At 71.2% G+C, this 19,714-nt stretch carries 12 protein-coding genes, 1 tRNA gene and 2 pseudogenes; 12 read left to right on the top strand and 3 right to left on the bottom strand.

Annotation, left to right across the window (positions count from 1 at the left end):
* Window positions 1–101: 101 nt before the first annotated feature.
* The 5 genes from topA (at window position 102) to BZY54_RS20915 (ending at window position 9,857) form a co-directional block, all read left to right on the top strand.
* Window positions 102–2,942, top strand: coding sequence for a type I DNA topoisomerase (gene topA / locus BZY54_RS20935; RefSeq protein WP_086726717.1), 2,841 nt, complete (start codon window positions 102–104; stop codon window positions 2,940–2,942).
* A gap of 139 nt (window positions 2,943–3,081) precedes the next feature.
* On the top strand, window positions 3,082–6,495 hold the full coding sequence (tmk, locus tag BZY54_RS20930) for a dTMP kinase (protein ID WP_086726716.1): 3,414 nt from the start codon (window positions 3,082–3,084) through the stop codon (window positions 6,493–6,495).
* Window positions 6,496–6,613: 118 nt separating this feature from the next.
* Window positions 6,614–7,819 carry a DNA polymerase III subunit delta' gene (locus tag BZY54_RS20925; protein WP_086726715.1) on the top strand — a complete coding sequence of 402 codons (1,206 nt, stop codon included), beginning with the start codon at window positions 6,614–6,616 and terminating at the stop codon, window positions 7,817–7,819.
* 287 nt (window positions 7,820–8,106) lie between these two features.
* A complete protein-coding gene (locus BZY54_RS20920; RefSeq protein WP_425276296.1) occupies window positions 8,107–9,651 on the top strand; it encodes an alpha/beta hydrolase in 1,545 nt (514 codons plus the stop codon).
* Between the two features lie 129 nt (window positions 9,652–9,780).
* A tRNA-Thr gene (locus BZY54_RS20915) sits at window positions 9,781–9,857 on the top strand.
* Between the two features lie 163 nt (window positions 9,858–10,020).
* Here the strand turns inward: BZY54_RS20915 and BZY54_RS20910 are convergent.
* From BZY54_RS20910 to BZY54_RS53375, 3 genes and pseudogenes are all read right to left on the bottom strand, one after another.
* Window positions 10,021–10,233 (bottom strand): site-specific integrase, encoded by a 213-nt coding sequence (locus BZY54_RS20910; protein ID WP_208640712.1) that lies wholly within the window; start codon window positions 10,231–10,233, stop codon window positions 10,021–10,023.
* 248 nt (window positions 10,234–10,481) lie between these two features.
* Window positions 10,482–11,063: a PAS domain S-box protein gene (locus BZY54_RS20905; RefSeq protein WP_244217264.1), complete on the bottom strand. Its 582-nt coding sequence runs from the start codon at window positions 11,061–11,063 to the stop codon at window positions 10,482–10,484.
* 10 nt (window positions 11,064–11,073) lie between these two features.
* Window positions 11,074–11,283 (bottom strand): annotated as a pseudogene (locus BZY54_RS53375) (ATP-binding protein); the annotation flags it as partial.
* A gap of 299 nt (window positions 11,284–11,582) precedes the next feature.
* On the opposite strand from BZY54_RS53375, the pseudogene BZY54_RS55475 reads away from it, so the two are divergent.
* From BZY54_RS55475 to BZY54_RS20870, 7 genes and pseudogenes are all read left to right on the top strand, one after another.
* A pseudogene (locus BZY54_RS55475) lies at window positions 11,583–11,771 on the top strand (IS110 family transposase); the annotation flags it as partial.
* Between the two features lie 1,401 nt (window positions 11,772–13,172).
* Window positions 13,173–13,829: a YeeE/YedE family protein gene (locus BZY54_RS20890; protein WP_086726710.1), complete on the top strand. Its 657-nt coding sequence runs from the start codon at window positions 13,173–13,175 to the stop codon at window positions 13,827–13,829.
* Window positions 13,829–14,245, top strand: coding sequence for a YeeE/YedE thiosulfate transporter family protein (locus BZY54_RS20885; RefSeq protein WP_086726709.1), 417 nt, complete (start codon window positions 13,829–13,831; stop codon window positions 14,243–14,245). Before BZY54_RS20890 ends, BZY54_RS20885 begins: the two co-directional genes overlap by 1 nt.
* 271 nt (window positions 14,246–14,516) lie before the next feature.
* Window positions 14,517–15,371, top strand: a complete 855-nt coding sequence (locus tag BZY54_RS20880; RefSeq protein WP_425276295.1) for an SCO2400 family protein — start codon at window positions 14,517–14,519, stop codon at window positions 15,369–15,371.
* Window positions 15,372–15,482: 111 nt separating this feature from the next.
* Window positions 15,483–16,055 (top strand): hypothetical protein, encoded by a 573-nt coding sequence (locus BZY54_RS20875; protein ID WP_086726707.1) that lies wholly within the window; start codon window positions 15,483–15,485, stop codon window positions 16,053–16,055.
* A 255-nt stretch (window positions 16,056–16,310) separates the two neighbouring features.
* Window positions 16,311–16,484 carry a hypothetical protein gene (locus tag BZY54_RS50940; protein ID WP_158103891.1) on the top strand — a complete coding sequence of 58 codons (174 nt, stop codon included), beginning with the start codon at window positions 16,311–16,313 and terminating at the stop codon, window positions 16,482–16,484.
* 234 nt (window positions 16,485–16,718) lie between these two features.
* Window positions 16,719–18,989, top strand: coding sequence for a peptidoglycan recognition protein family protein (locus BZY54_RS20870; protein ID WP_086726723.1), 2,271 nt, complete (start codon window positions 16,719–16,721; stop codon window positions 18,987–18,989).
* Window positions 18,990–19,714: the final 725 nt, after the last annotated feature.

Below are 19,714 nucleotides of genomic sequence, written 5' to 3'. Positions count from 1 at the left end.
TGTACCGTCACACTCCGCAGCGTCAGCACGACCCGACCCCGGGAAGCCAACGCCTGGGGAGACCCAGCGAGACCCAGCGTCGACCGGAGAGAAGAGCGAAGTTGTCCCCGACCAGCGAGACCGCACAGGGCGGCCGCCGACTCGTCATCGTCGAGTCGCCTGCCAAGGCGAAGACGATCAAGGGCTACCTCGGCCCCGGCTACGTCGTCGAAGCGAGCGTCGGGCACATCCGCGACCTTCCCAACGGTGCCGCGGAGGTTCCCGAGAAGTACACCGGCGAGGTCCGCCGCCTCGGTGTGGACGTAGAACATGACTTCCAGCCGATCTATGTCATCAACGCGGACAAGAAGGCGCAGGTCAAGAAGCTCAAGGATCTGCTGAAGGACTCCGACGAGCTCTTCCTCGCCACTGACGAGGACCGGGAGGGCGAGGCCATCGCCTGGCACCTCCAGGAGGTCCTGAAGCCGAAGATCCCGGTCAAGCGGATGGTCTTCCACGAGATCACCAAGGACGCGATCCGCGAGGCCGTCGCCAACCCGCGCCAGCTCAACCAGAAGCTGGTCGACGCCCAGGAGACCCGCCGCATCCTCGACCGTCTCTACGGCTACGAGGTCTCGCCGGTGCTGTGGAAGAAGGTCATGCCGCGGCTGTCGGCCGGGCGTGTCCAGTCGGTGGCGACCCGGCTCGTGGTCGAGCGGGAACGCGAGCGCATGGCCTTCCGCTCCGCCGAGTACTGGGACCTGACGGGGACCTTCTCGACCGGCCGCGCGGGCGACCCGAGCGACCCCTCGTCCCTCGTCGCCCGGCTGCAGACCGTCGACGGCAGGCGCATCGCGCAGGGCCGCGACTTCGACTCCCTGGGCCGGCTCAAGAGCGAGAACACCCTCCACCTCGACGAGGCGAACGCCCGTGCGCTCGCCGCCGCCCTGGAGAGCACCCGCTTCTCCGTCCGCTCCGTCGAGTCCAAGCCGTACCGCCGCTCGCCGTACGCCCCGTTCCGTACGACGACGCTGCAGCAGGAGGCGAGCCGCAAGCTCGGCTTCGGCGCGAAGGCGACCATGCAGATCGCCCAGAAGCTGTACGAGAACGGCTACATCACGTACATGCGTACGGACTCCACGACCCTGAGCGACACGGCGATCACCGCCGCCCGCGCCCAGGTCACCCAGCTGTACGGCGCCGAGTACCTGCCGCCGCAGCCGCGTACTTACGCCGGGAAGGTCAAGAACGCGCAGGAGGCGCACGAGGCGATCCGCCCCTCGGGTGATCGTTTCCGCACCCCCGCAGAGACCGGTCTGACCGGCGACCAGTTCAAGCTGTACGAGCTGATCTGGAAGCGGACCGTCGCCTCCCAGATGAAGGACGCGACCGGGAACAGCGTCACCGTGAAGATCGGCGGCACCGCTGCCGACGGCCGGGACGTCGAGTTCAGCGCGTCCGGCAAGACGATCACCTTCCACGGCTTCCTGAAGGCCTACGTCGAGGGCGCCGACGACCCGAACGCCGAGCTCGACGACCGCGAGCGGCGCCTGCCCCAGGTCAGCCAGGGCGACCCGCTGAGCGCCGAGGAGATCACGGTCGACGGGCACGCCACCAAGCCCCCGGCGCGCTACACCGAGGCCTCGCTGGTCAAGGAGCTCGAGGAGCGCGAGATCGGCCGCCCGTCGACGTACGCGTCGATCATCGGCACGATCCTCGACCGCGGTTACGTGTTCAAGAAGGGCACGGCCCTGGTGCCGTCCTTCCTGTCCTTCGCCGTGGTGAACCTCCTGGAGAAGCACTTCGGGCGGCTCGTCGACTACGACTTCACCGCCAGGATGGAGGACGACCTCGACCGCATCGCACGCGGCGAGGCCCAGGCGGTGCCGTGGCTGAAGCGGTTCTACTTCGGTGAGGGCCCGGTCGAGGGCGCCGCCGCCGACGCCGGCAACGGCGACGGGGACCACCTCGGCGGCCTCAAGGAGCTGGTGACCGACCTGGGCGCGATCGACGCGCGCGAGGTGTCGTCGTTCCCGGTGGGCCACGACATCGTGCTGCGGGTCGGCCGCTACGGGCCGTACATCGAGCGCGGTGAGCGGGAGACCGACGCCCACCAGCGCGCCGACATCCCGGCCGACCTCGCCCCGGACGAGCTGTCCGTCGAGCTGGCCGAGGAACTGCTGGCCAAGCCCAGCGGCGAGCGCCCGCTGGGCAACGACCCGGAGACCGGGCGAGCGATCGTCGCCAAGGACGGCCGCTACGGCCCGTACGTCACCGAAGTGCTCCCCGAGGGCACCCCGAAGACCGGCAAGAACGCGGTCAAGCCGCGCACGGCCTCCCTCTTCAAGTCCATGTCGCTGGACACGGTGACGCTGGACGACGCGCTGAGGCTCATGTCGCTGCCGCGTGTCGTCGGCACCGACGCGGAGAACGTCGAGATCACCGCGCAGAACGGCCGCTACGGACCGTATCTGAAGAAGGGCACGGACTCGCGCTCGCTGCAGTCCGAGGACCAGATCTTCACGATCACGCTGGAGGAGGCGCAGGCGATCTACGCCCAGCCCAAGCAGCGCGGTCGTGCCGCGGCCAAGCCGCCGCTGAAGGAGCTGGGCGAGGACCCGGTCAGCGGGAAGCCGGTCGTGGTGAAGGACGGACGGTTCGGCCCGTACGTCACCGACGGCGAGACCAACGCGACCCTGCGCTCGAGCGACAGCGTCGAGGCGATCACCCCGGAGCGCGGTTTCGAGCTGCTCGCCGAGAAGCGCGCCAAGGCTCCCGCCAAGAAGACCGCCAAGAAAGCGCCCGCCAAGAAGACGACGGCGAAGAAGACGACGTCCACGGCGGCGAAGAAGACGGCGGCCAAGAAGACCGCCGCCAAGAAGACGACCACGGCGAAGAAGACGACCACCGCGAAGAAGACGGCTGCGAAGAAGGCGACCGCTTCGCAGGCGGCGGAGGACTGATCGCGGGCCCCTCCCCGCCGGACCCGATCCTTCACGGCTCGTTCGCCGAACGCACGTCCCGGCATCACTTTGATGTCGGGGCGTGCACACGTTCGTACGGTCACCGCGTGCTGTCGGTACGTCCCGATAGGCTGAACGCATGACGCGAGCCGAGCAGCCAACGGCCCACAACCCGGCCCCCGACGACGCCCTGGTAGCGGATTCCCGCGAGCGCGCCGTCCGCGCCCTGCTGCGCCGACCCCAGTTGAAGCGACTGTGGAGCGCACAGCTGGTGGGGGGCATCGGGGACACCCTCGCGCTCCTGGTACTGGTCGTCCTCGTCCTGCAGGCGGCACTCGCCCAGGGCTCCTTCGGCGGCGGCTACCGCGGCGTGGCGTTCGCAGTGGCGATCGTCTTCGGGGCGCGCATCCTGGCGACCGTGCTCTTCGGCGCGGTCCTCCTGGGGCCGCTCACCGCGCTCACCTCCCAGGAGGGGCCGCTCGACCGCCGCTGGACCATGGTCGGCGCGGACGGGCTGCGGGCCGTGCTGCTGATCATCGCGCCGCTGTGGATCGACTGGACGCCGCGCAACGCACCGGTCGTCCTCCTGGCCACCGTCCTCCTGACCGGGATCGCCGAGCGCTTCTGGACGGTGTGCCGCGAGAGCGCGGCCCCCGCCCTGCTGCCGGCCCCGCCCCCGGAGGGCGCCACCGTGCGCCCCCTGCCGGACCACATGGACGCCCTGCGCCGACTGTCGCTGCGCACGACCTTCCTGACGATCCCGCTGGCCGCCGCCGCACTGGTCGTCGCGTCCCTGTTCAACAATCTCCTGGGTACCGGCGTCGCATGGTTCGACCAGCACCAGGCGGCCCTCGGCGCGTACGTCGCGGCCGGTCTGTTCGCCGCGTCCCTGTCGGTGCTGACCTCCCTGGAGCTGCCCGGAACCCGCACCCCGCGCGCGCGGTCCCCGCTCGAGGGACTGCGCCGCCCCAAGACGGGCACCGGCGTCGACAAGGGCCGCACGGGGGCCGTTCCGCTGCTCGTGCTCGCCTCCGCCGCCGTCGCCGGCGCGATCGCCGCCGCGGTCTCCGTGTGCGTGCTGCACGCCGAGGACCTGGGCGGCGGCCCGGTGCTCTACGGGCTGGCGGTGCTCGCCCTGACCGGCGGGGTCGCCGTCGGCATCCGTACGGCACCCAGGGCGCTCGTCTCGCTGTCCCGGCGCCGGCTGCTGGCGCTGGCCATCGCCGTCACCGGCATCGCGCTGCTGGCCGCCGGGCTCGTCCCGGACGTCACCACCATCCTGCTGATCCTCGCCGTGGCCGGTGCGGGCGCGGGCGTCGCCGCCAACACCGGGCACACGCTGCTCGACCAGGAGGCCGAGGACTACCGCCGGCCACGCATGGCCGAGCACCTGCACGCGGTGGTGCGGGTCTTCGTCGCCCTCGGTGCCGTGCTCGCCCCGGTGGTCGCGGCCGGAATCGGCCCCCACCGGCTGGAGAACGGCAGGTTCGTGTTCGCGCACGGCGGCGCCGCCTTCACGCTGATGCTGGTCGGCGCGCTGCTGCTGCCGGTGGCCGCCCTGGTGCTGGCCAAGGTCGACGACCGTTCCGGCGTACCGCTGCGGCAGGACCTGGTCGACGCGCTGCGCGGCGGCGACGACCCGGTCACGGCGCCCGCGGAGTCGGGTTTCTTCATCGCCCTGGAGGGCGGCGACGGTGCGGGGAAGTCCACGCAGGCCGAGGCACTCGCCGACTGGATCAGGTCCAAGGGACACGAGGTGGTGGTGACCCGCGAGCCGGGCGCCACGCCGGTCGGCAAACGGCTGCGGTCCATCCTGCTGGACGTGTCCTCGGCAGGGCTGTCGCACCGCGCGGAGGCGCTGCTGTACGCGGCCGACCGCGCGGAGCACGTCGACACGGTGGTGCGGCCTGCGCTGGAGCGTGGCGCCGTGGTGATCTCCGACCGGTACATCGACTCGTCGGTGGCCTACCAGGGAGCGGGCCGTGACCTGTCGCCCACGGAGATCGCCCGCATCAACCGCTGGGCGACGAACGGGCTCGTGCCCCACCTGACGGTCCTGCTCGACGTGGCACCGGACGTGGCCCGGGAGCGGTTCACCGAGGCGCCGGACCGGCTGGAGTCGGAGCCGGCGGAGTTCCACGCGCGCGTGCGCTCCGGTTTCCTCACGCTGGCCGCCGCCGACCCGGGCCGGTACCTGGTGGTGGACGCGGGCCAGGAGCCCGAGGCCGTCACGACCGTCGTACGGCACCGCCTCGACCAGATGCTGCCGCTGTCCGAGGCCGAGGTGAAGGCCCAGGAGGAGGCGCGGAGGAAGGCGGAGGAAGAGGCCCGTCGCAAGGCCGAGGAGGAGGCCCGTCGCAAGGCCGAGGAGGAACGCCTGGAGCGTGAGCGCCAGGAGCAGCTCGCCCGGCTGCGCGCCGAGGAGGAGGAGCGCAAGCGGCGCGAGCTGGAGGAGGCGCAGCGCCGCGAGGCCGAACGCCAGGCCGAGGAGGCCCGGCAGCGGGCCGAGGAAGCGCGTCGGCGCGCCGAGGAGGAGCGGGCCCGGCTGCTCGCGGAGGAGAAGGCCCGCGCGGAGGCCGAGGCACGGCGCAAGGCCGAGGAGGAGCGACTGCGCCGGCAGGCCGAGGAGGAGGCGCGGCTGCGCGCCGAGGCCGAGGCGCGCCGTCTGGAGAAGCAGCAGAAGGCCGAGGAAGCCCTGCTGCGGGCGGAGGAGGCCCGACGGGCGGCCGAGCAGGCGGCTGCCGCCGCGCAGGCGGGCCCCCGCCGGTCGGCGGCTTCCGTGCCGCCGGACGAGGCGATCACCGTGCCGACGCCGGTGGTGTCGCCGACGGACACCTCGGGCGGCCCGTCGGACGAGACGGCTGTGCTGCGGCCGGTGCAGGAGGACGAGCGGGGCGAGGGTTCGGACGCGTCCCGGAAGGCCGGGTCCGCATCCGACTCGGAGGTCACGGCCGAGCTGCCGCAGCCGACCGTGTCTCCGGGCACCCCGGGAGCTCCGGGGGCGATGGACGAGACGGCTGTCCTGCCGCCCGTGGGCTCCGGCGATGCTCCCGCCGGTGCGGCCGACGAGACGGCGGTGCTGCCGGCCGTCGGCTCCGGGGAGGCCGGTGCCGGGGCGGTGGACGAGACCGCGGTGCTGCCGCCCGTGCGCTTCGAGGACTCTGAGGATGCGCGGGACGCCCGGAGTGGACGGGACTCGCGGGACACCTGGGGCTCGCGGGGGCCGCACGAGCACCGGGACGATCGGGACCTCCGCGGCGGGGACATCGAGGACCGCGTTCCGCCGGGATTCTTCCGGGACGAGCGGCCGGCGGCCGCCCGGCCGGACGGTTCCGACGACCGTACGCGCGAGCTGCCGCAGGTCGAGGCCGAGGACGTCCCGCGACGGCGGCCCCGGCCGGACTGGGCCGAGGAGACGCCGCTGGACGACCTGCCGACGCTGGCGGACGAACTGCTGGGACCGCACGAGTACCAGGACGGCGGCGAGGCCGGCGAGGAGCACGACGACGGCCGGGGCAACGGGCGTGGCCGCGGACGCGGACGGCGGGGCTGAGCCCGGCACCTCCGCACCGCCGCCGGGCCGTGCCGGGGCGGCCGCCGACCTCGTTGTCAGTGGCCGCCCGCACAATGGATCCCGTACCGCGAACCATGACGGAAGGGCGGCGTGACCCATGAGCGTGTGGGACGACCTCGTCGGGCAGGAGAAGGTCAGCGAGCAGCTGGCCGCCGCCGCCCGGGACGCGGACGCCCTGGTCACGGCCGCCTCCGGCGACGCCCCGCCGCCGGAGGCGTCGAAGATGACGCACGCATGGCTGTTCACCGGTCCGCCCGGAGCGGGCATCACCCAGACGGCGCGGGCCTTCGCCGCCGCGCTGCAGTGCGTGAGCCCCGACCGCGCGCTGGGCGGCGCCCCCGGCTGCGGCTTCTGCGACGGCTGCCACACGGCGCTGGTCGGCACCCACGCCGACGTCACCACGGTCGCCGCCGTCGGTACGCAGATCCTCGCCGACGACATGCGGGACACCGTCCGCAAGTCGTTCACCTCCCCGGCGAACGGACGCTGGCAGGTGATCCTCGTCGAGGACGCCGAGCGGCTGAACGAGAAGTCGGCCAACGCCGTCCTGAAGGCCGTCGAGGAGCCGGCTCCGCGCACGGTCTGGCTGCTGTGCGCGCCCTCGATCGAGGACGTCCTTGCCACGATCCGCTCCCGCTGCCGCCACCTGAACCTGCGCACCCCGTCGGTGGCCGCCGTCGCCGACATGCTCGTACGCCGCGAGGGCGTCGAACCCGACGTCGCTGCCGCGGCCGCCCGCGCCACCCAGGGCCACGTCGACCGGGCCCGCCGCCTGGCCACCGACCCGGCCGCGCGCGAGCGCCGCGCCGCCGTCCTGAAACTCCCGCTCCGCCTCGACGAGATCGGCGGCTGCCTCAAGGCCGCCCAGGAGCTGGTCGACGCCGCCGCGGACGACGCCAAGGCGCTCGCCGAGGAGATGGACGCCAAGGAGACCGAGGAGCTCAAGGCGGCGCTGGGCGCGGCCCAGGGCGGCAGGCTGCCGCGCGGCACGGCCGGCGTGATGAAGGACCTGGAGGACAAGCAGAAGCGCCGCCGCACGCGCACGCAGCGCGACAGCCTCGACCTCGCCCTGACCGATCTCACCGCCCTCTACCGCGACGTCCTCGCCCTCCAGCTCGGCTCCCGTGTCGCGATCGCCAACGCGGACGTGGAGGACACCCTGGAGCGCGTCGCGCGCGGCAGCTCCCCGGAGTCCACCCTGCGCCGCATAGAGGCGATCGCCGCCTGCCGCGAAGCCCTCGACCGCAATGTGGCCCCGCTGTTGGCCGTGGAGGCGATGACGATGTCCCTGAGAGCCGGCTGACACGTCCCTGCGAGCCGGCGAGGCCCTGGCCGGCCGACCGGCCGGCCCGCTCGGGGCCGGCCGGGCTCACCGTGTTGACGTCGTCACTCGTACGAGGCACGGTGCGTACTATGCGCAATGGTGCCATTGCAGAGAGTTACGCTCGCCTGATGTACTTCAGGCGCGCTTTTCGTCCGAGCAGCCCTCCCGGCAGCCCTGCGAGCAGCCCTCAGGGAAGCCGTCCCACCACGCCCGGCCCCCAGCCCCACCGATCCCCTGTCGTCGCCCGAGCGACCCGTACAGCCCGTATGGGCGGCTCCTTCCTCGTGGCCGCAGCCATGCTCGTCGCGGCCTGCTCCTCCGGCGCCACGCAGCGCAAGGCCGCCCCCGCGGCGGACGCGGTCCTGGCCGCGCTGCCGCAGTCCACGCCGTCCGAGCTCGCGCCGTACTACGAACAGAAGCTCACCTGGCGCGACTGCGGGGCCCCCGGCTTCCAGTGCGCCACGCTGAAGGCGCCGCTCGACTACAACGACCCGTCCGCGGGCACCATCCGGCTGGCCGTGGCCCGCAAGAAGGCGACGGGACCGGGCAGCCGCCTGGGCTCGCTGCAGGTGAACCCGGGCGGTCCGGGCGGCTCGGCCATCGACTACCTGCAGCATTACGCCGGCATCGGCTATCCGGCGGAGATCCGCGCCCGCTACGACCTGGTGGCGATGGACCCGCGCGGGGTCGCCCGCAGCGAGCCCGTGGAGTGCCTCGACGACCGGAGCATGGACAAGTTCACCCAGGTCGACATCACTCCCGACGACCAGAAGGAGACCGACGTGCTCGTCGGTGCGTTCCGGAAGTTCGCGGAGGGCTGCGCCGTGCGCGACCCCCGGCTGCTGCGGCACGTCTCCACCGTGGAGGCGGCGCGGGACATGGACGTCCTCCGGGCGGTCCTCGGCGACCGGAAGCTGAACTTCGTGGGGGCGTCGTACGGCACGTTCCTCGGGGCGACCTACGCCGGGCTGTTCCCGGGACGGGTGGGCCGCCTCGTGCTGGACGGCGCACTCGACCCGGCCCTGTCCGCGCGCCGGATGAACCTGGACCAGACGGCGGGCTTCGAGACGGCCTTCCAGTCGTTCGCGAAGGAATGCGTGCGCGAGAGCGACTGCCCGCTCGGCGGCCCAGGCACCACGCCGGCCCAGGCGGGCGACCACCTCGAGGTCTTCTTCCGCAAGCTGGACGCACACCCCATTCCCACCGGCGACCCGGACGGCCGCCGCCTCAACGAGGCGCTGGCCACGACGGGGGTCATCGCCGCGATGTACGACCAGGGGGCCTGGCCGCAACTGCGCGCGGCGCTGACGGCGGCGATGAAGAAGAACGACGGCGCCGGCCTGCTGGCCCTCTCCGACACCTACTACGAACGCGACCCCAGCGGCCGCTACAGCAACCTGATGTTCGCCAACGCCGCCGTGAACTGCCTGGATCTGCCTCCGGCCTTCTCCGGCCCCGCCGACGTGGAGAAGGCCCTCCCCGCCTTCCGCAAGGCGTCCCCGGTCTTCGGCGAGGGCCTGGCCTGGGCGTCCCTGAACTGCGCGTACTGGCCCGTGAAGCCCGTCGGTGAGCCGCACCGCATCGAGGCGAAGGGCGCGGCCCCCATCGTGGTGGTCGGCACCACGCGCGACCCGGCGACCCCCTACCGCTGGGCACAGGCCCTCGCCGCCCAGCTCTCCTCGGCCCACCTGCTCACCTTCGACGCCGACGGCCACACCGCCTACGGCCGCGGCAGCCGCTGCATCGACTCCGCGATCGACACCTACCTCCTCCGCGGCATCCCGCCGGCGAAGGGAAAGCGCTGCTCATAGCCGCTGCCACCCGCCCCGAAGACCCCGCCCGCCGGGCGTCCCGGGCCCTCGCCGGGGCGGGTACGAAGCACCTCTGGAAACTGTGTAGACTTACCGACGTTGCCGATCGCACCATGGTGCGGGCAGCGTGCCGCTTTAGCTCAGATGGCCAGAGCAACGCACTCGTAATGCGTAGGTCTCGGGTTCGAATCCCGAAAGCGGCTCCACCGAAAAGGCCCAGGTCGCCTACTCTGACCTGGGCCTTTCTCGTTTCCTTGATCGGTACGACGTGGTCTAGTCCACCGCTCTCTGAGGACGGGAAACGGCCTCGATGGGTCCAAGATGGGTCCGGGGCGGAGCCCAAGGGGACGCGCTGCGTCCCACAGTCCGTCAGGCCACCCGGCCGCGCTGGTTGATCAGGTCCAGGGACGCCGACGCGGTCGCGGCGTGCATCTCAGGCAACACCGTCTGACAGGTGTCGCTCGTCATCCGCAGCGACGCGTGCCCGAGCATTGCCTGCACGGCCTTCGGGGCGACATCGGCGGCCGGCGCCAGACTCGCCGCCTCGTGGCGGCCGTCGTGGAGCCGGATCGGCGGCGGCACGGACAGCTCCACATCAGCCCCGCCACATCGGACCGCGACCGTTGACAGCGTGGACAGGACGGAAGGAGATGGCACACCTCCGTGGTATCCGATGCTTCGGCCTGGACCGCCCCCTCCTTTTTCTGGGCCCGAACCCGGGGAGGCCGCTTCGCTGTCCCCTCGCGCGGTGCACCGCGGCAGACTCATCTGCAGGTGCTCAACAGCAGGGAACGGCCCGTCCACGACGGGGACGTGGTGGTCATACAGGGTTACCCAACCTGGCCGGGCCGTCGCTCAGTGCCTTCACTTTGTTGATGGGCGTGTGCTGGGTGAGTGGGCTGCAGGATCTGGGAGAGGCGGGCGACGAACACGCTGCGGCCATCGGTTGCCTCCTGTGTCTGGATGCACAGGCTGATCTCGATCAGCCTGCCGTCCTGATGGAGGGCCGGCACGGTCACCGGACGGCCGAGGATGTGCGACTGTCCGGTGAGCAGCAGGGAGGTGAAGGCGGCGATGTGCCGCTCGCGCAGGTGCTCCGGGATGACCGTGGTGATCCGCCGCCCGATGAGGTCGCTCGGGTGCCAGCCCAGAAGCTCTGCAGCTGCTGTGTTCGCGGCGATGATCCTGTTGCCGTCGTCGGCGGCGATGGTCGGGGTGCTGCTGGCCTGCATGCGGCTGGGATCCCAGGGGGCCAGCACGGGGGGTGTGGTGCTGGGCTCGCGGGGTACGGCGGTCCAAGCGGTGGGGTCCTGCCCAGCGAGTTGGTCGGCGATCTGCCCGAAGAGCCAGTGGGTGGCGGCACGGATCTGCGGTAGGGCCGGGGACGCGGTTCGGTTCCCGATCGCTGACATCGACGTGCACCCGCCCGTCCACGGCCCAGGCCCGAACTTCCACCTCGGTGTGCGCGTGCACCACCGCGTTGGTCACCAATTCGCTGACCAGCAGCTGCGCGGTGTCCACCATATCTGGGGCAGCCCCGTCCAGTACTTCTTGAACGAACCGCCGGGCCTCCCCGGCACTCTGCGGCCGCGGAGGCAACCGGCGCAGCGGCGCACTTCCTGAGCCGGGCATAGCCAGACCACCAGTCTGCCCGCCCTCACGACCACTGTCGTCTCCGCTGATCACCAGCCGTCACCGTGGGCCTGACTGATCCCTACGTTGTTCTGCGGGACGTGATGGGCCGGTTCATCCACCCAGAGGTGCCGGGCGTGGCTCTGACTGATCTGCCACTCGTGGCTAGAAACGATTGGCCGCTCGGCGCCCCACGACGACTCGGCTGACAATGAGGAATTTCGAATGGTCGCCGAGTAGAGATCTGACAGCGAGGTCGTCCGTGGGAGGCACCGGCAGAAGACGAACGGAGGCACCACATGGCCATGGTCTGGGCCGGTATCGACTGCAGGCAAGACGCACCATCACTGCGTCGCGATCGTCGAGAGCGGCCGTCGGCTGCTGTCGTCGCGTCGCCAACGATGAGCCAGAAATGATCGAACTCCTAGCCGACGTCTTTGGGCGATGAGGTGATCTGGGGCATCGACCTGGCCGACGGCGGATGGGCAGGGGCAGGCAGGCGGTGGTCCGTCGGCGGCTGACGAATACGCCGTATGTCAGGTGTGGCTCATGGCGGGGACTGTGGTGTTCTGGGCGAGGGGCGCAGAGGGCGGGCCGACCCCGTCACGGCTCGTGCCGCGACCGCGCACTGCGGCAGATGCGGATGGTTCCGGTTCATGCCGGCGTTTTCGCCCAAGCGACCAGCCGGGCCCACCAGCCATCCCTCGATCGACCCGGTGAACTGTCCGGGCGCCGAGGAACATGTGTGCGTCGCGCCGACTTGCCCGGTCGGACCGGCCCCGCCTCCGATCGAGTCATGCCCTCCGCCGCGCGTGTGCGGCCGCGCTCCGCCGACTCGCACATGCACCGCTGAGGCGTCGGCACGCCGGCGAGCACTTGCTCTACATGTCTCCCACAGCCCTCATAGGTCAACTTTCCGCACGACGGACAGACAGCACGTTGGCACATGATTCCCCGCATCAGCTTCTTCATCTGCGACCTGCAAAATCAACAGTTTCGTCACAGTCAAATTCACATTTTCGCCACAACCAGCCCCCATGTTTACACCGGCTCCGCAAACAACTGACTCATGGCCGGCGCGAGGGCTGGTCCTGAGATCCAATCACGCTCCAAGTGGCCTCGCGTTTCGGGCACGAATATCCGACATGGGCGACAAAAAAGCGTAAGCATCGCGTGGCGTATCTCACTCGACGATAACAAGCAGTCACGCTTGCATTCCTTCTTTAGGTTGCTTGGACGCCGAACCAATGGTTCCATCTCGCCCGGTCGAAGAATGGAGGAACAGCTCCGCAGTGTGACAGGCCGTCATCGCGTCGCTTTGAGATCGTCGACCGGGCGCGGCGAGGGCAAGATTTCGAGAACGGCAACCGCCCTCACCGAACGGGTGGTGTGGGCCGCTCGGAAGGGAGCAACGTGGGTTGCTCGCACTCCGCAGGATGCCCCCTTTTCCCGCTGCTCAGGGCGAGCTTGCAAGGTTGGCGTGACTACTACTGCGACAGCGAGGATCAGTGGCTCGGCTGTGCCCGCTACCAGGTGTCACTCACCGGTGAGCGCGTGCCGATCAGTCTGCTGCCCAACGGCGCCCGCGCGCGACACCTCGAAGACGCGGCCGAGGCGGACCGGCACGGCTCCGCCAACCCGGCGCAGAGGCCCCGACAGGCCCCGCCTCCACGGCACGATCCGTGGCCGGCGGAGGGCGCGCCTTGGCCGCAGTCAGCGCCGGCCCAGTTCGGGGCGGCGTCTCCGCCGATACCGGTCTCGCACCACCAACCGTCACCGTCCCTGCAGATTCCCCAGCCTCCAGACCGCCCCTCTCGACACGCGCGGCAAGCGCCCAGCTCGAAACGCGGCTGGTGGGCTCGATTCACCGAATGGATGGGAGGCCCCGCATGAGTGGCTACTGGCCCTGGTGGGCCGGCGCTGCCGGGCTCGCTCTGGTCACCATCAACTACGCCCTCACCACGGACCGGTCTTTCGGGGTGTCGTCCGCGTGGGATCGCGTGCTGCACTGGCGCAGGGAGCGCCGCCTGGAGCGGATGGACGAGGAGTTCACCGACGATCGTGAACTCGTTGAGGCGCTCGCCGCGGCCACAGCGGAGCACTTCGGCACCAGCCCCGGCGCGTACACCGTGCCGCCGAGCCCGTACGGGACGTCCCAGCAGCCCGAAACGGAAGCCGAACCGGCGGCAAGTGAGAACGCCTCGGACGCAAGCCCGGGGCCGGCCCCGCTGGTCACCCAGGCTGCCCTGCTGGTATCGGTTTTCCTCGGCGGATTGATCGCCGCTGTCACCTCCGGGCGGTTCCACCTCCGCTTCGACATGGGCCCGGGTTTCAAGGAGCTGGTCACCGCCGATCCGGTCACCATGACCGTCCTGCTGTTCGTCGGAGGCGTGCTGGTCGGCTTCGGCACCCGGCTGGCCGGCGGGTGCAGCTCAGGCCACGGACTCAACGGCTGCGGTCGACTGCGCCCGGTCAGCCTCGTCGCGACCGCCGTGTTCTTCGCCACCGCCGTCGCGGTGTCGTTCCTGCTGTGGAAGGTGATCTGATGCGTACCCGAGGCGCGCTCCTGCTGGCCAACATCATCACCGGGCTGGCCCTCGGCTTCACCGTTGCCAACATAGGCTTCGGCGACTACGCCGAGCTGAACCGCATGTTCACCTTCCAGGACCTGCGCATGCTCCTGTCCTTCGCGGGCGCCGTCGTGATCATCGTGTGCGCGTTCGCTCTGCTGCGGGTACGTCGCACCCCGGGGCGCATCCACGCCGGCGTGATCCCCGGCGCGGTCCTGTTCGGTACGGGCTGGGCGATCTCGGGCGGCTGCCCGGCCATCCCGATCGTCCAGGTCGCCAGCGGATACCTGCCCGCCCTGGTGACCATCGCCGGCGTCACCGTCGGCATCCGGCTGTGCCGCTGGGCCAACGCCCGGTACTTCCACCTCGACCGCGGCTCCTGCGGGCTGTAACCAGGGGTGCCCACCGACACGCCTGCCGAGGAGCGGCCCTCGCTCGGAGCCGCTGCGGGCGGTCAGCCGGGATGGCGCGGGTCCCGCCGGAGGTGTACTCGGCGTGGACTGTGCCACAAGGAATCCACGCAGGAGCATCACACACGCTGCACACAGCGTTTCGGAAGCCTCGCCGGCGTGGCGGGCTGCTCGATTACATGTGCGAACGTGACCAGGCCGTGGCCCAAGCGGGCCGACGGCGCGTCGAACCAGGAAGGCCGGAAGACCGCGGATGGATCACTGCACCTCATGCCGTCGCCATCTCAATGGCGCCCTGGTGTGCCCCGGGTGTAGCGCCTACGCCCCGGACATCGACCCGCACGCCGCCGACGATCGCATCAGACCGGCCCCGACGATGACGAGCGCCGCACCGGCCACAACGGCCCACCAGGACACTGCGACCTCCGACACGTGGCATGACACACTCCTCGACGGCGCGGGGGAGGCCACTGCTTCCATGGACGTAGCCCCGCACATCGCCACCGACGCCGAGGACCTGCCGCCCGCGCGGCAGGGGCGTGCCGCACGCCGGCGCCGGCTGGCCCGCTGGAAGAAGAACAAGCGCCGGGCGGCGGTCGCCAGCGCTGTCGCACTCGTCGGAGGCGGCCTGACCGTCGTCATGATGGACCGAACCTCCGCCGACCGATCCGAAGCGGCCGCGGCGCCGGACGACCAGAGCATCGACACCGTGGACGCGCAGACCCCCGAAGAGGATCCTCCGGCCTCCGCGCCAGCGACCGATCAGCGCACTCAGCGGTCCTCACACGCCCCTTCCCAACCGCAGCCGCCGGCGACGACCGACGCCCCGCGGGTGCAGGCCCACACGGCCTCGCCCCGCACGACGCCGCCGATCGACCGGCCAGAGGCCGCCGCGCCCGGCCACCAGGCCGCGACGCCGACCCTGCAGCCGCACAGCACCGCCCCGTCCGCCGGCGACACGGTCCCCGTCCGCTCCGGTACGACGGCGCAACAGCCGTCGACGCCCGCGCCCACCCGCAACACGGACTCGGGCACGTCCCAGACCGGCCCCGCACGGGCATCGACGTCGCCGACGGAGGTCTGCCTGCTCGGACTGTGCCTCAGCTGACCATGCCTGCACCCGGCCGTTCGGGGTAGAACGAGTTTCGGAAGTTCGCGGGCCGTGCGTCAGCCTGTGAGCCACGACCCCGGCCGGCGGGAAGCACAGGAGGCAGAGCGCATGAGTCCGCGCGACGAATTCCAAGTCCTGCTGCGCCGCATCGGCCGGTGGTGGGCCGTCGACGTTCCCAGCCTCGACCTCCACACCCAGAGCCGCACGCTGGAAGGCGCGGAGGACCTGGCGCGCGGCATGGTCGCCGAAGCCGTCGGGGTCCCCGCGGAGGTGATCGTCCTGAAGATGGTGGTGCCCGAACTCGCGCCGGTGCTCGGTCCGGTGGCCGAAGCGCGGCAGCGTCGGGCGGCCGCGGTCGCCGCCGAGGACGAGGCGATCGCCGCCGCTGCTCACGAGCTCGTGGACAAGCTGCACGTCAGCCAAGGTGACGCCGCGCGTCTGCTCGGCCTGCCCACGAGCGAGGTGGCCCACTTCACGCCGGGACGCGGCTCAGCGGCCACCGACACACGGCGGGGCGCAAGGCCGCGCACCTTCGGGCCCGCGCCCAGTCCGCCGCGCCCGGTCGTCGCTGCCCCTGCTTCCGGTTCGCACCCCGGCCTGCCACGGCGGCAGCGGCAGGCGCCCTCGCCCGCCCGACCCGCCTGGGCGACTTCAGACGACGGCACCGCAGGCCGAGGCTGAGACGGCTTCGCCTCCAGGCACGCGGCCACAGCGGTGCCTACCTGCCCGCCCTCCACCACCCAGTCCGCAGGTTCGCCCACGCGACGCCCCTCGCCCGGCCGGCATGGACGCCCGCCGGATATGACGTTTGGAGGGGTCTGTGCGCTTGATAAGCGTCGCCTGTGACGGGTGGTGTACGCATCGACGAGCTTTGAGGGTGGGGCGTTGCGGGGCGGGACGCGGCGTGGAAATGGGGCGGCTTGGCGGAAACGGCGGGTGTGGCCGGCCACCGGGTTCCTGGTGACCGTCACGGGTGTCGGCACGTACGCCAGCCTGCTGTACACCCCTGTCCGCAGCACCGGCTTCGGCCTCGCCGACACCATCGCGCTGCGCAATACAGCCCTCGGTACACCCAGCGGCGCTCACCTCGGGCAGACGCTGACACCGTAGACCTAGACGCCCGGACCCCGCCCGGCCGCCGGCAGTACCAACACGAATCGCAGTGATCTACACCACATAATCCTCGGGGCCCGTGATGTTTAACGGCCGGGGTGCGCTGAAAGGACGAGCCACCCATGTGACGGGTGTGCCTCATGTGTTCTTCTTCTACGCCCTCCCTCGGGCCTTGTGTGGGGTGGATACGTCGTGAGCCGTCGTACGTCGCATGCGTACAGACCACTGAACCTGAAGCGCCGGGCGTGGCTGACGCTGGGTGCCGTGGTCCTGGGAGGCGGAGGGGTGGTGACCTACGCCGTCGCCAGCCCGTCGGCCGGTCCCGGCGCGACGGGCCGGGCCAAGCGGCCGGTCAAGGTCTACGACCTCGCGCTGAAAGGCGCCGCGGCCGACCGGCAGGACCTGGCGCGCACGGACACCTCGCAGTTCTCGATGCTCGGCGTCTCCTGGACGGGTGCCACCACGCGGCTGCACGGCACGGCGCAGGTGCGCACCCGCAGCACGGCGACGGGGGAGTGGAGTGCCTGGCGCGACCTGGAACTGAACGTGGATCCGTTGGAGAAGCCGGGCCGCGGCGTGCGCGGCGCGTCCGAGCCGCTGTGGGTCGGTTCCTCCAACGGCGTTCAGGTACAGGTCGTCCGCAAGAACGGCACCACCGCCCCGCTGCCCAAGGGACTTGAGGTCAACCTGGTCGATCCGGGTGTGGTGACCGACGCCGAGGCCAAGGCGCCAGGCAGCGAGCCGGCCGCGTTCGTCGCAGAGGGAACCCCCGACGCCACGAGCAGCAGCACCCCCGCCGATCCGGCCTCTCCCAGCGACGGCACCGCCGCGACGCCCACGGATGGCCAGACCGCCACGTCCCCGGCCCCGACCGACGCCACCCCAACCTCGGCCGCTCCCACCGACTCGGCCGCCGCCTCCGCTTCCCCCACGGCGAGCGCGTCAGCCGGCGCATCACCCTCTGTGCCGACCGCGCCGCCGTCGACGGTGCCCCAGCCGTCGATCGTCGACCGCGCCGGCTGGGGCGCGGACGAGTCGATCAGCCCGGAGGCGCCGGAGTACAACGCGGACGTGAAGGCCGTGTTCGTCCATCACACCGACGGGGCCAACGACTACTCCTGCACCGACTCGCCGTCCATCGTGCGGGGCATCTACGCCTACCACGTCCAGGTCGAGGGCTGGAAGGACATCGGCTACAACTTCCTCGTCGACAAGTGCGGCACCATCTTCGAGGGCCGCAAGGGTGGCGTCGGCCTGCCTGTGCTGGGCGCCCACACCTATGGCTGGAACCGGGAGTCCGCGGGCATCGCGGTCCTCGGTGACTACACCACCACCAGCGCCTCCAACGCCGCGCTGGCCTCGATCGCCCGTCTGGCGGCCTGGAAGCTCGGTCAGTACGGCGCCGACCCGGCCGGGACCACCCAGCTCACCGCGGGCGCCACCCAGAAGAACTACTTCGCCACCAACTACACGGCGGGAAGCACCTACACCTTCCAGCGGATCTCCGGCCACCGCGACGGCTACAACACCCAATGCCCCGGAAGCTCCCTCTACGCCCAGCTGCCGACCATCCGTGCCTGGGCAGCCGGACCGGTACAGGGCCTGAAGCTCACCTCGCTGAGCGGTGCGACCGCGTCAGGATCGACGTACTACACCAAGGGCGCGATCACCGCGCACTGGACGGCCACCACGCCCGCCTCGCTCATCAAGAACTTCCAACTGCTCGTCGACGGCAAGACCGTGGCAACCACCTCCGGTACCGCCACGTCCGTCGGCGCCACCCTGCCCCTGGGCAGCCACACCATCGCCGTGCGGGCCGTACACCAGTCCGGCAAGTCCGCGACCAGCTCCGCGCTGAACGTCGTGGCGGAGACCACCGCACCGACCTTCACCACCACCCCGCAGCTCACCCTGCGCTCCGGCACCGTCAACACGTCCGCCGTGCCGGTCACCCTCGGTTGGAAGGCCACCGACGACAAGGCCCTGCAGAATGTGAAGCTGCTGTCCCCGACCACGGCGACCTTCGGCCCGACCACCACCAGCTCCAGCCGCACCGCCGCCTCCGGGACCGCCACGACCTGGTCGATGCGGGCCTACGACTACGCCGGCAACTACCGCACCTCCTCCCCGGCCTACACCCCCGTGATCCTGCAGGAGAGCTCGGCCACGAAGTCCGGCAGCTGGACCACCCGCTCCTCCACCAGCTACCTCGGCGGCAAGTCCTACTCCAGCGCCTCCAAGGGCGCCGCCCTGACCTGGACGTTCACCGGCCGCTCCGCGGCCTGGGTGGTCTCCCGGGCCTCCAGCTCCGGCCAGGCATACGTCTACGTCGACGGCACCAAGGTGGCCACGGTCGACCTGAAGTCCGCAACCACCCTGTACCGGCAGGCGATCTGGACCAAGAGCTGGACCAGCAGCGCAAAGCACACGATCAAGATCGTCGTCGTGGGCACCAGCGGCCGCCCCACCATCACCACTGACGGCCTCGTCTACATCAAGTAGGTCCCATCCCCACCCAGACCTGGCGACACGGCAGCCCTGCGCGCGGCGCGACTTCGCAGGGCTGTCCGCGCCGGCACACCGGTCGGGCCAACCGGCCCGACCGGGATCACCTCTGCCGCCGCCGGTGCGGGAGCGTCGGCCTGGCCGATGCCGTCGCGCATGGTCGCGCACGCTCGGCGTGAGTGTTCGTCACCGTGCCCGCAACCGCCCCGACATCTGTCAGGGGCTGACTGGACGCCACCCGTGACCGTCCTGCCGAAGGAGGCAGTGGGAAGCGCGACGAGGTGTGAACGACCGAGTGCACAAGCTCGGCCGCTCACGGTCGCGCGGTGACCCGGGGCCCACCTACGACGGCTCAATCGTCCGACTTCCGTCCCTTGCCTTTCCCGGCGCCATGCTTGGCCTTGTGCGGTTGCTCCTCGTGATCGTCGTGCTCTTTCGCGGCCGGCGCCGTGGTAGATGCGGTGGCAGAGGGGAAGGCTGGGGTCGGGTCGGGGTCGGGAGGTGTGGAGGTGACGGTTGCCGGTGCCGGAGAAGAGGGGGACGAAGGGGTGGGGTCGCCCGAGTTGAGGGATGCTCCGAGGGCTCCGGCCGCGGTGAACAGGACGAGAGCGGTACCGCCGAGAGCGGCTCTGGACGCCAGTTTGGCCTGGCGGCGCGGAGGCGTGTGCGTCGCGGTGCGGGTCTGACTGCTCTGCGGGGCCGGGGCCGCAGGGGGGAGGGGG

Source organism: Streptomyces carpinensis, assembly GCF_002154505.1.
GTDB lineage: Bacteria > Actinomycetota > Actinomycetes > Streptomycetales > Streptomycetaceae > Streptomyces > Streptomyces carpinensis.
Note: the sequence above shows the minus strand (reverse complement) of the source record. Positions and strands in the feature narration are given on the sequence as shown.

Bases quoted from the DNA above. Each gene is read 5' to 3' on its own strand.
- tmk (WP_086726716.1), top strand. From the start codon at position 3,082: ATGACGCGAGCCGAGCAGCCAACGGCCCACAACCCGGCCCCCGACGAC.
- BZY54_RS20925 (WP_086726715.1), top strand. From the start codon at position 6,614: ATGAGCGTGTGGGACGACCTCGTCGGGCAGGAGAAGGTCAGCGAGCAG.
- BZY54_RS20920 (WP_425276296.1), top strand. From the start codon at position 8,107: ATGGGCGGCTCCTTCCTCGTGGCCGCAGCCATGCTCGTCGCGGCCTGC.
- BZY54_RS20905 (WP_244217264.1), bottom strand. From the start codon at position 11,063: ATGTCAGCGATCGGGAACCGAACCGCGTCCCCGGCCCTACCGCAGATC.
- BZY54_RS20890 (WP_086726710.1), top strand. From the start codon at position 13,173: ATGAGTGGCTACTGGCCCTGGTGGGCCGGCGCTGCCGGGCTCGCTCTG.
- BZY54_RS20885 (WP_086726709.1), top strand. From the start codon at position 13,829: ATGCGTACCCGAGGCGCGCTCCTGCTGGCCAACATCATCACCGGGCTG.
- BZY54_RS20880 (WP_425276295.1), top strand. From the start codon at position 14,517: ATGGATCACTGCACCTCATGCCGTCGCCATCTCAATGGCGCCCTGGTG.
- BZY54_RS20875 (WP_086726707.1), top strand. From the start codon at position 15,483: ATGAGTCCGCGCGACGAATTCCAAGTCCTGCTGCGCCGCATCGGCCGG.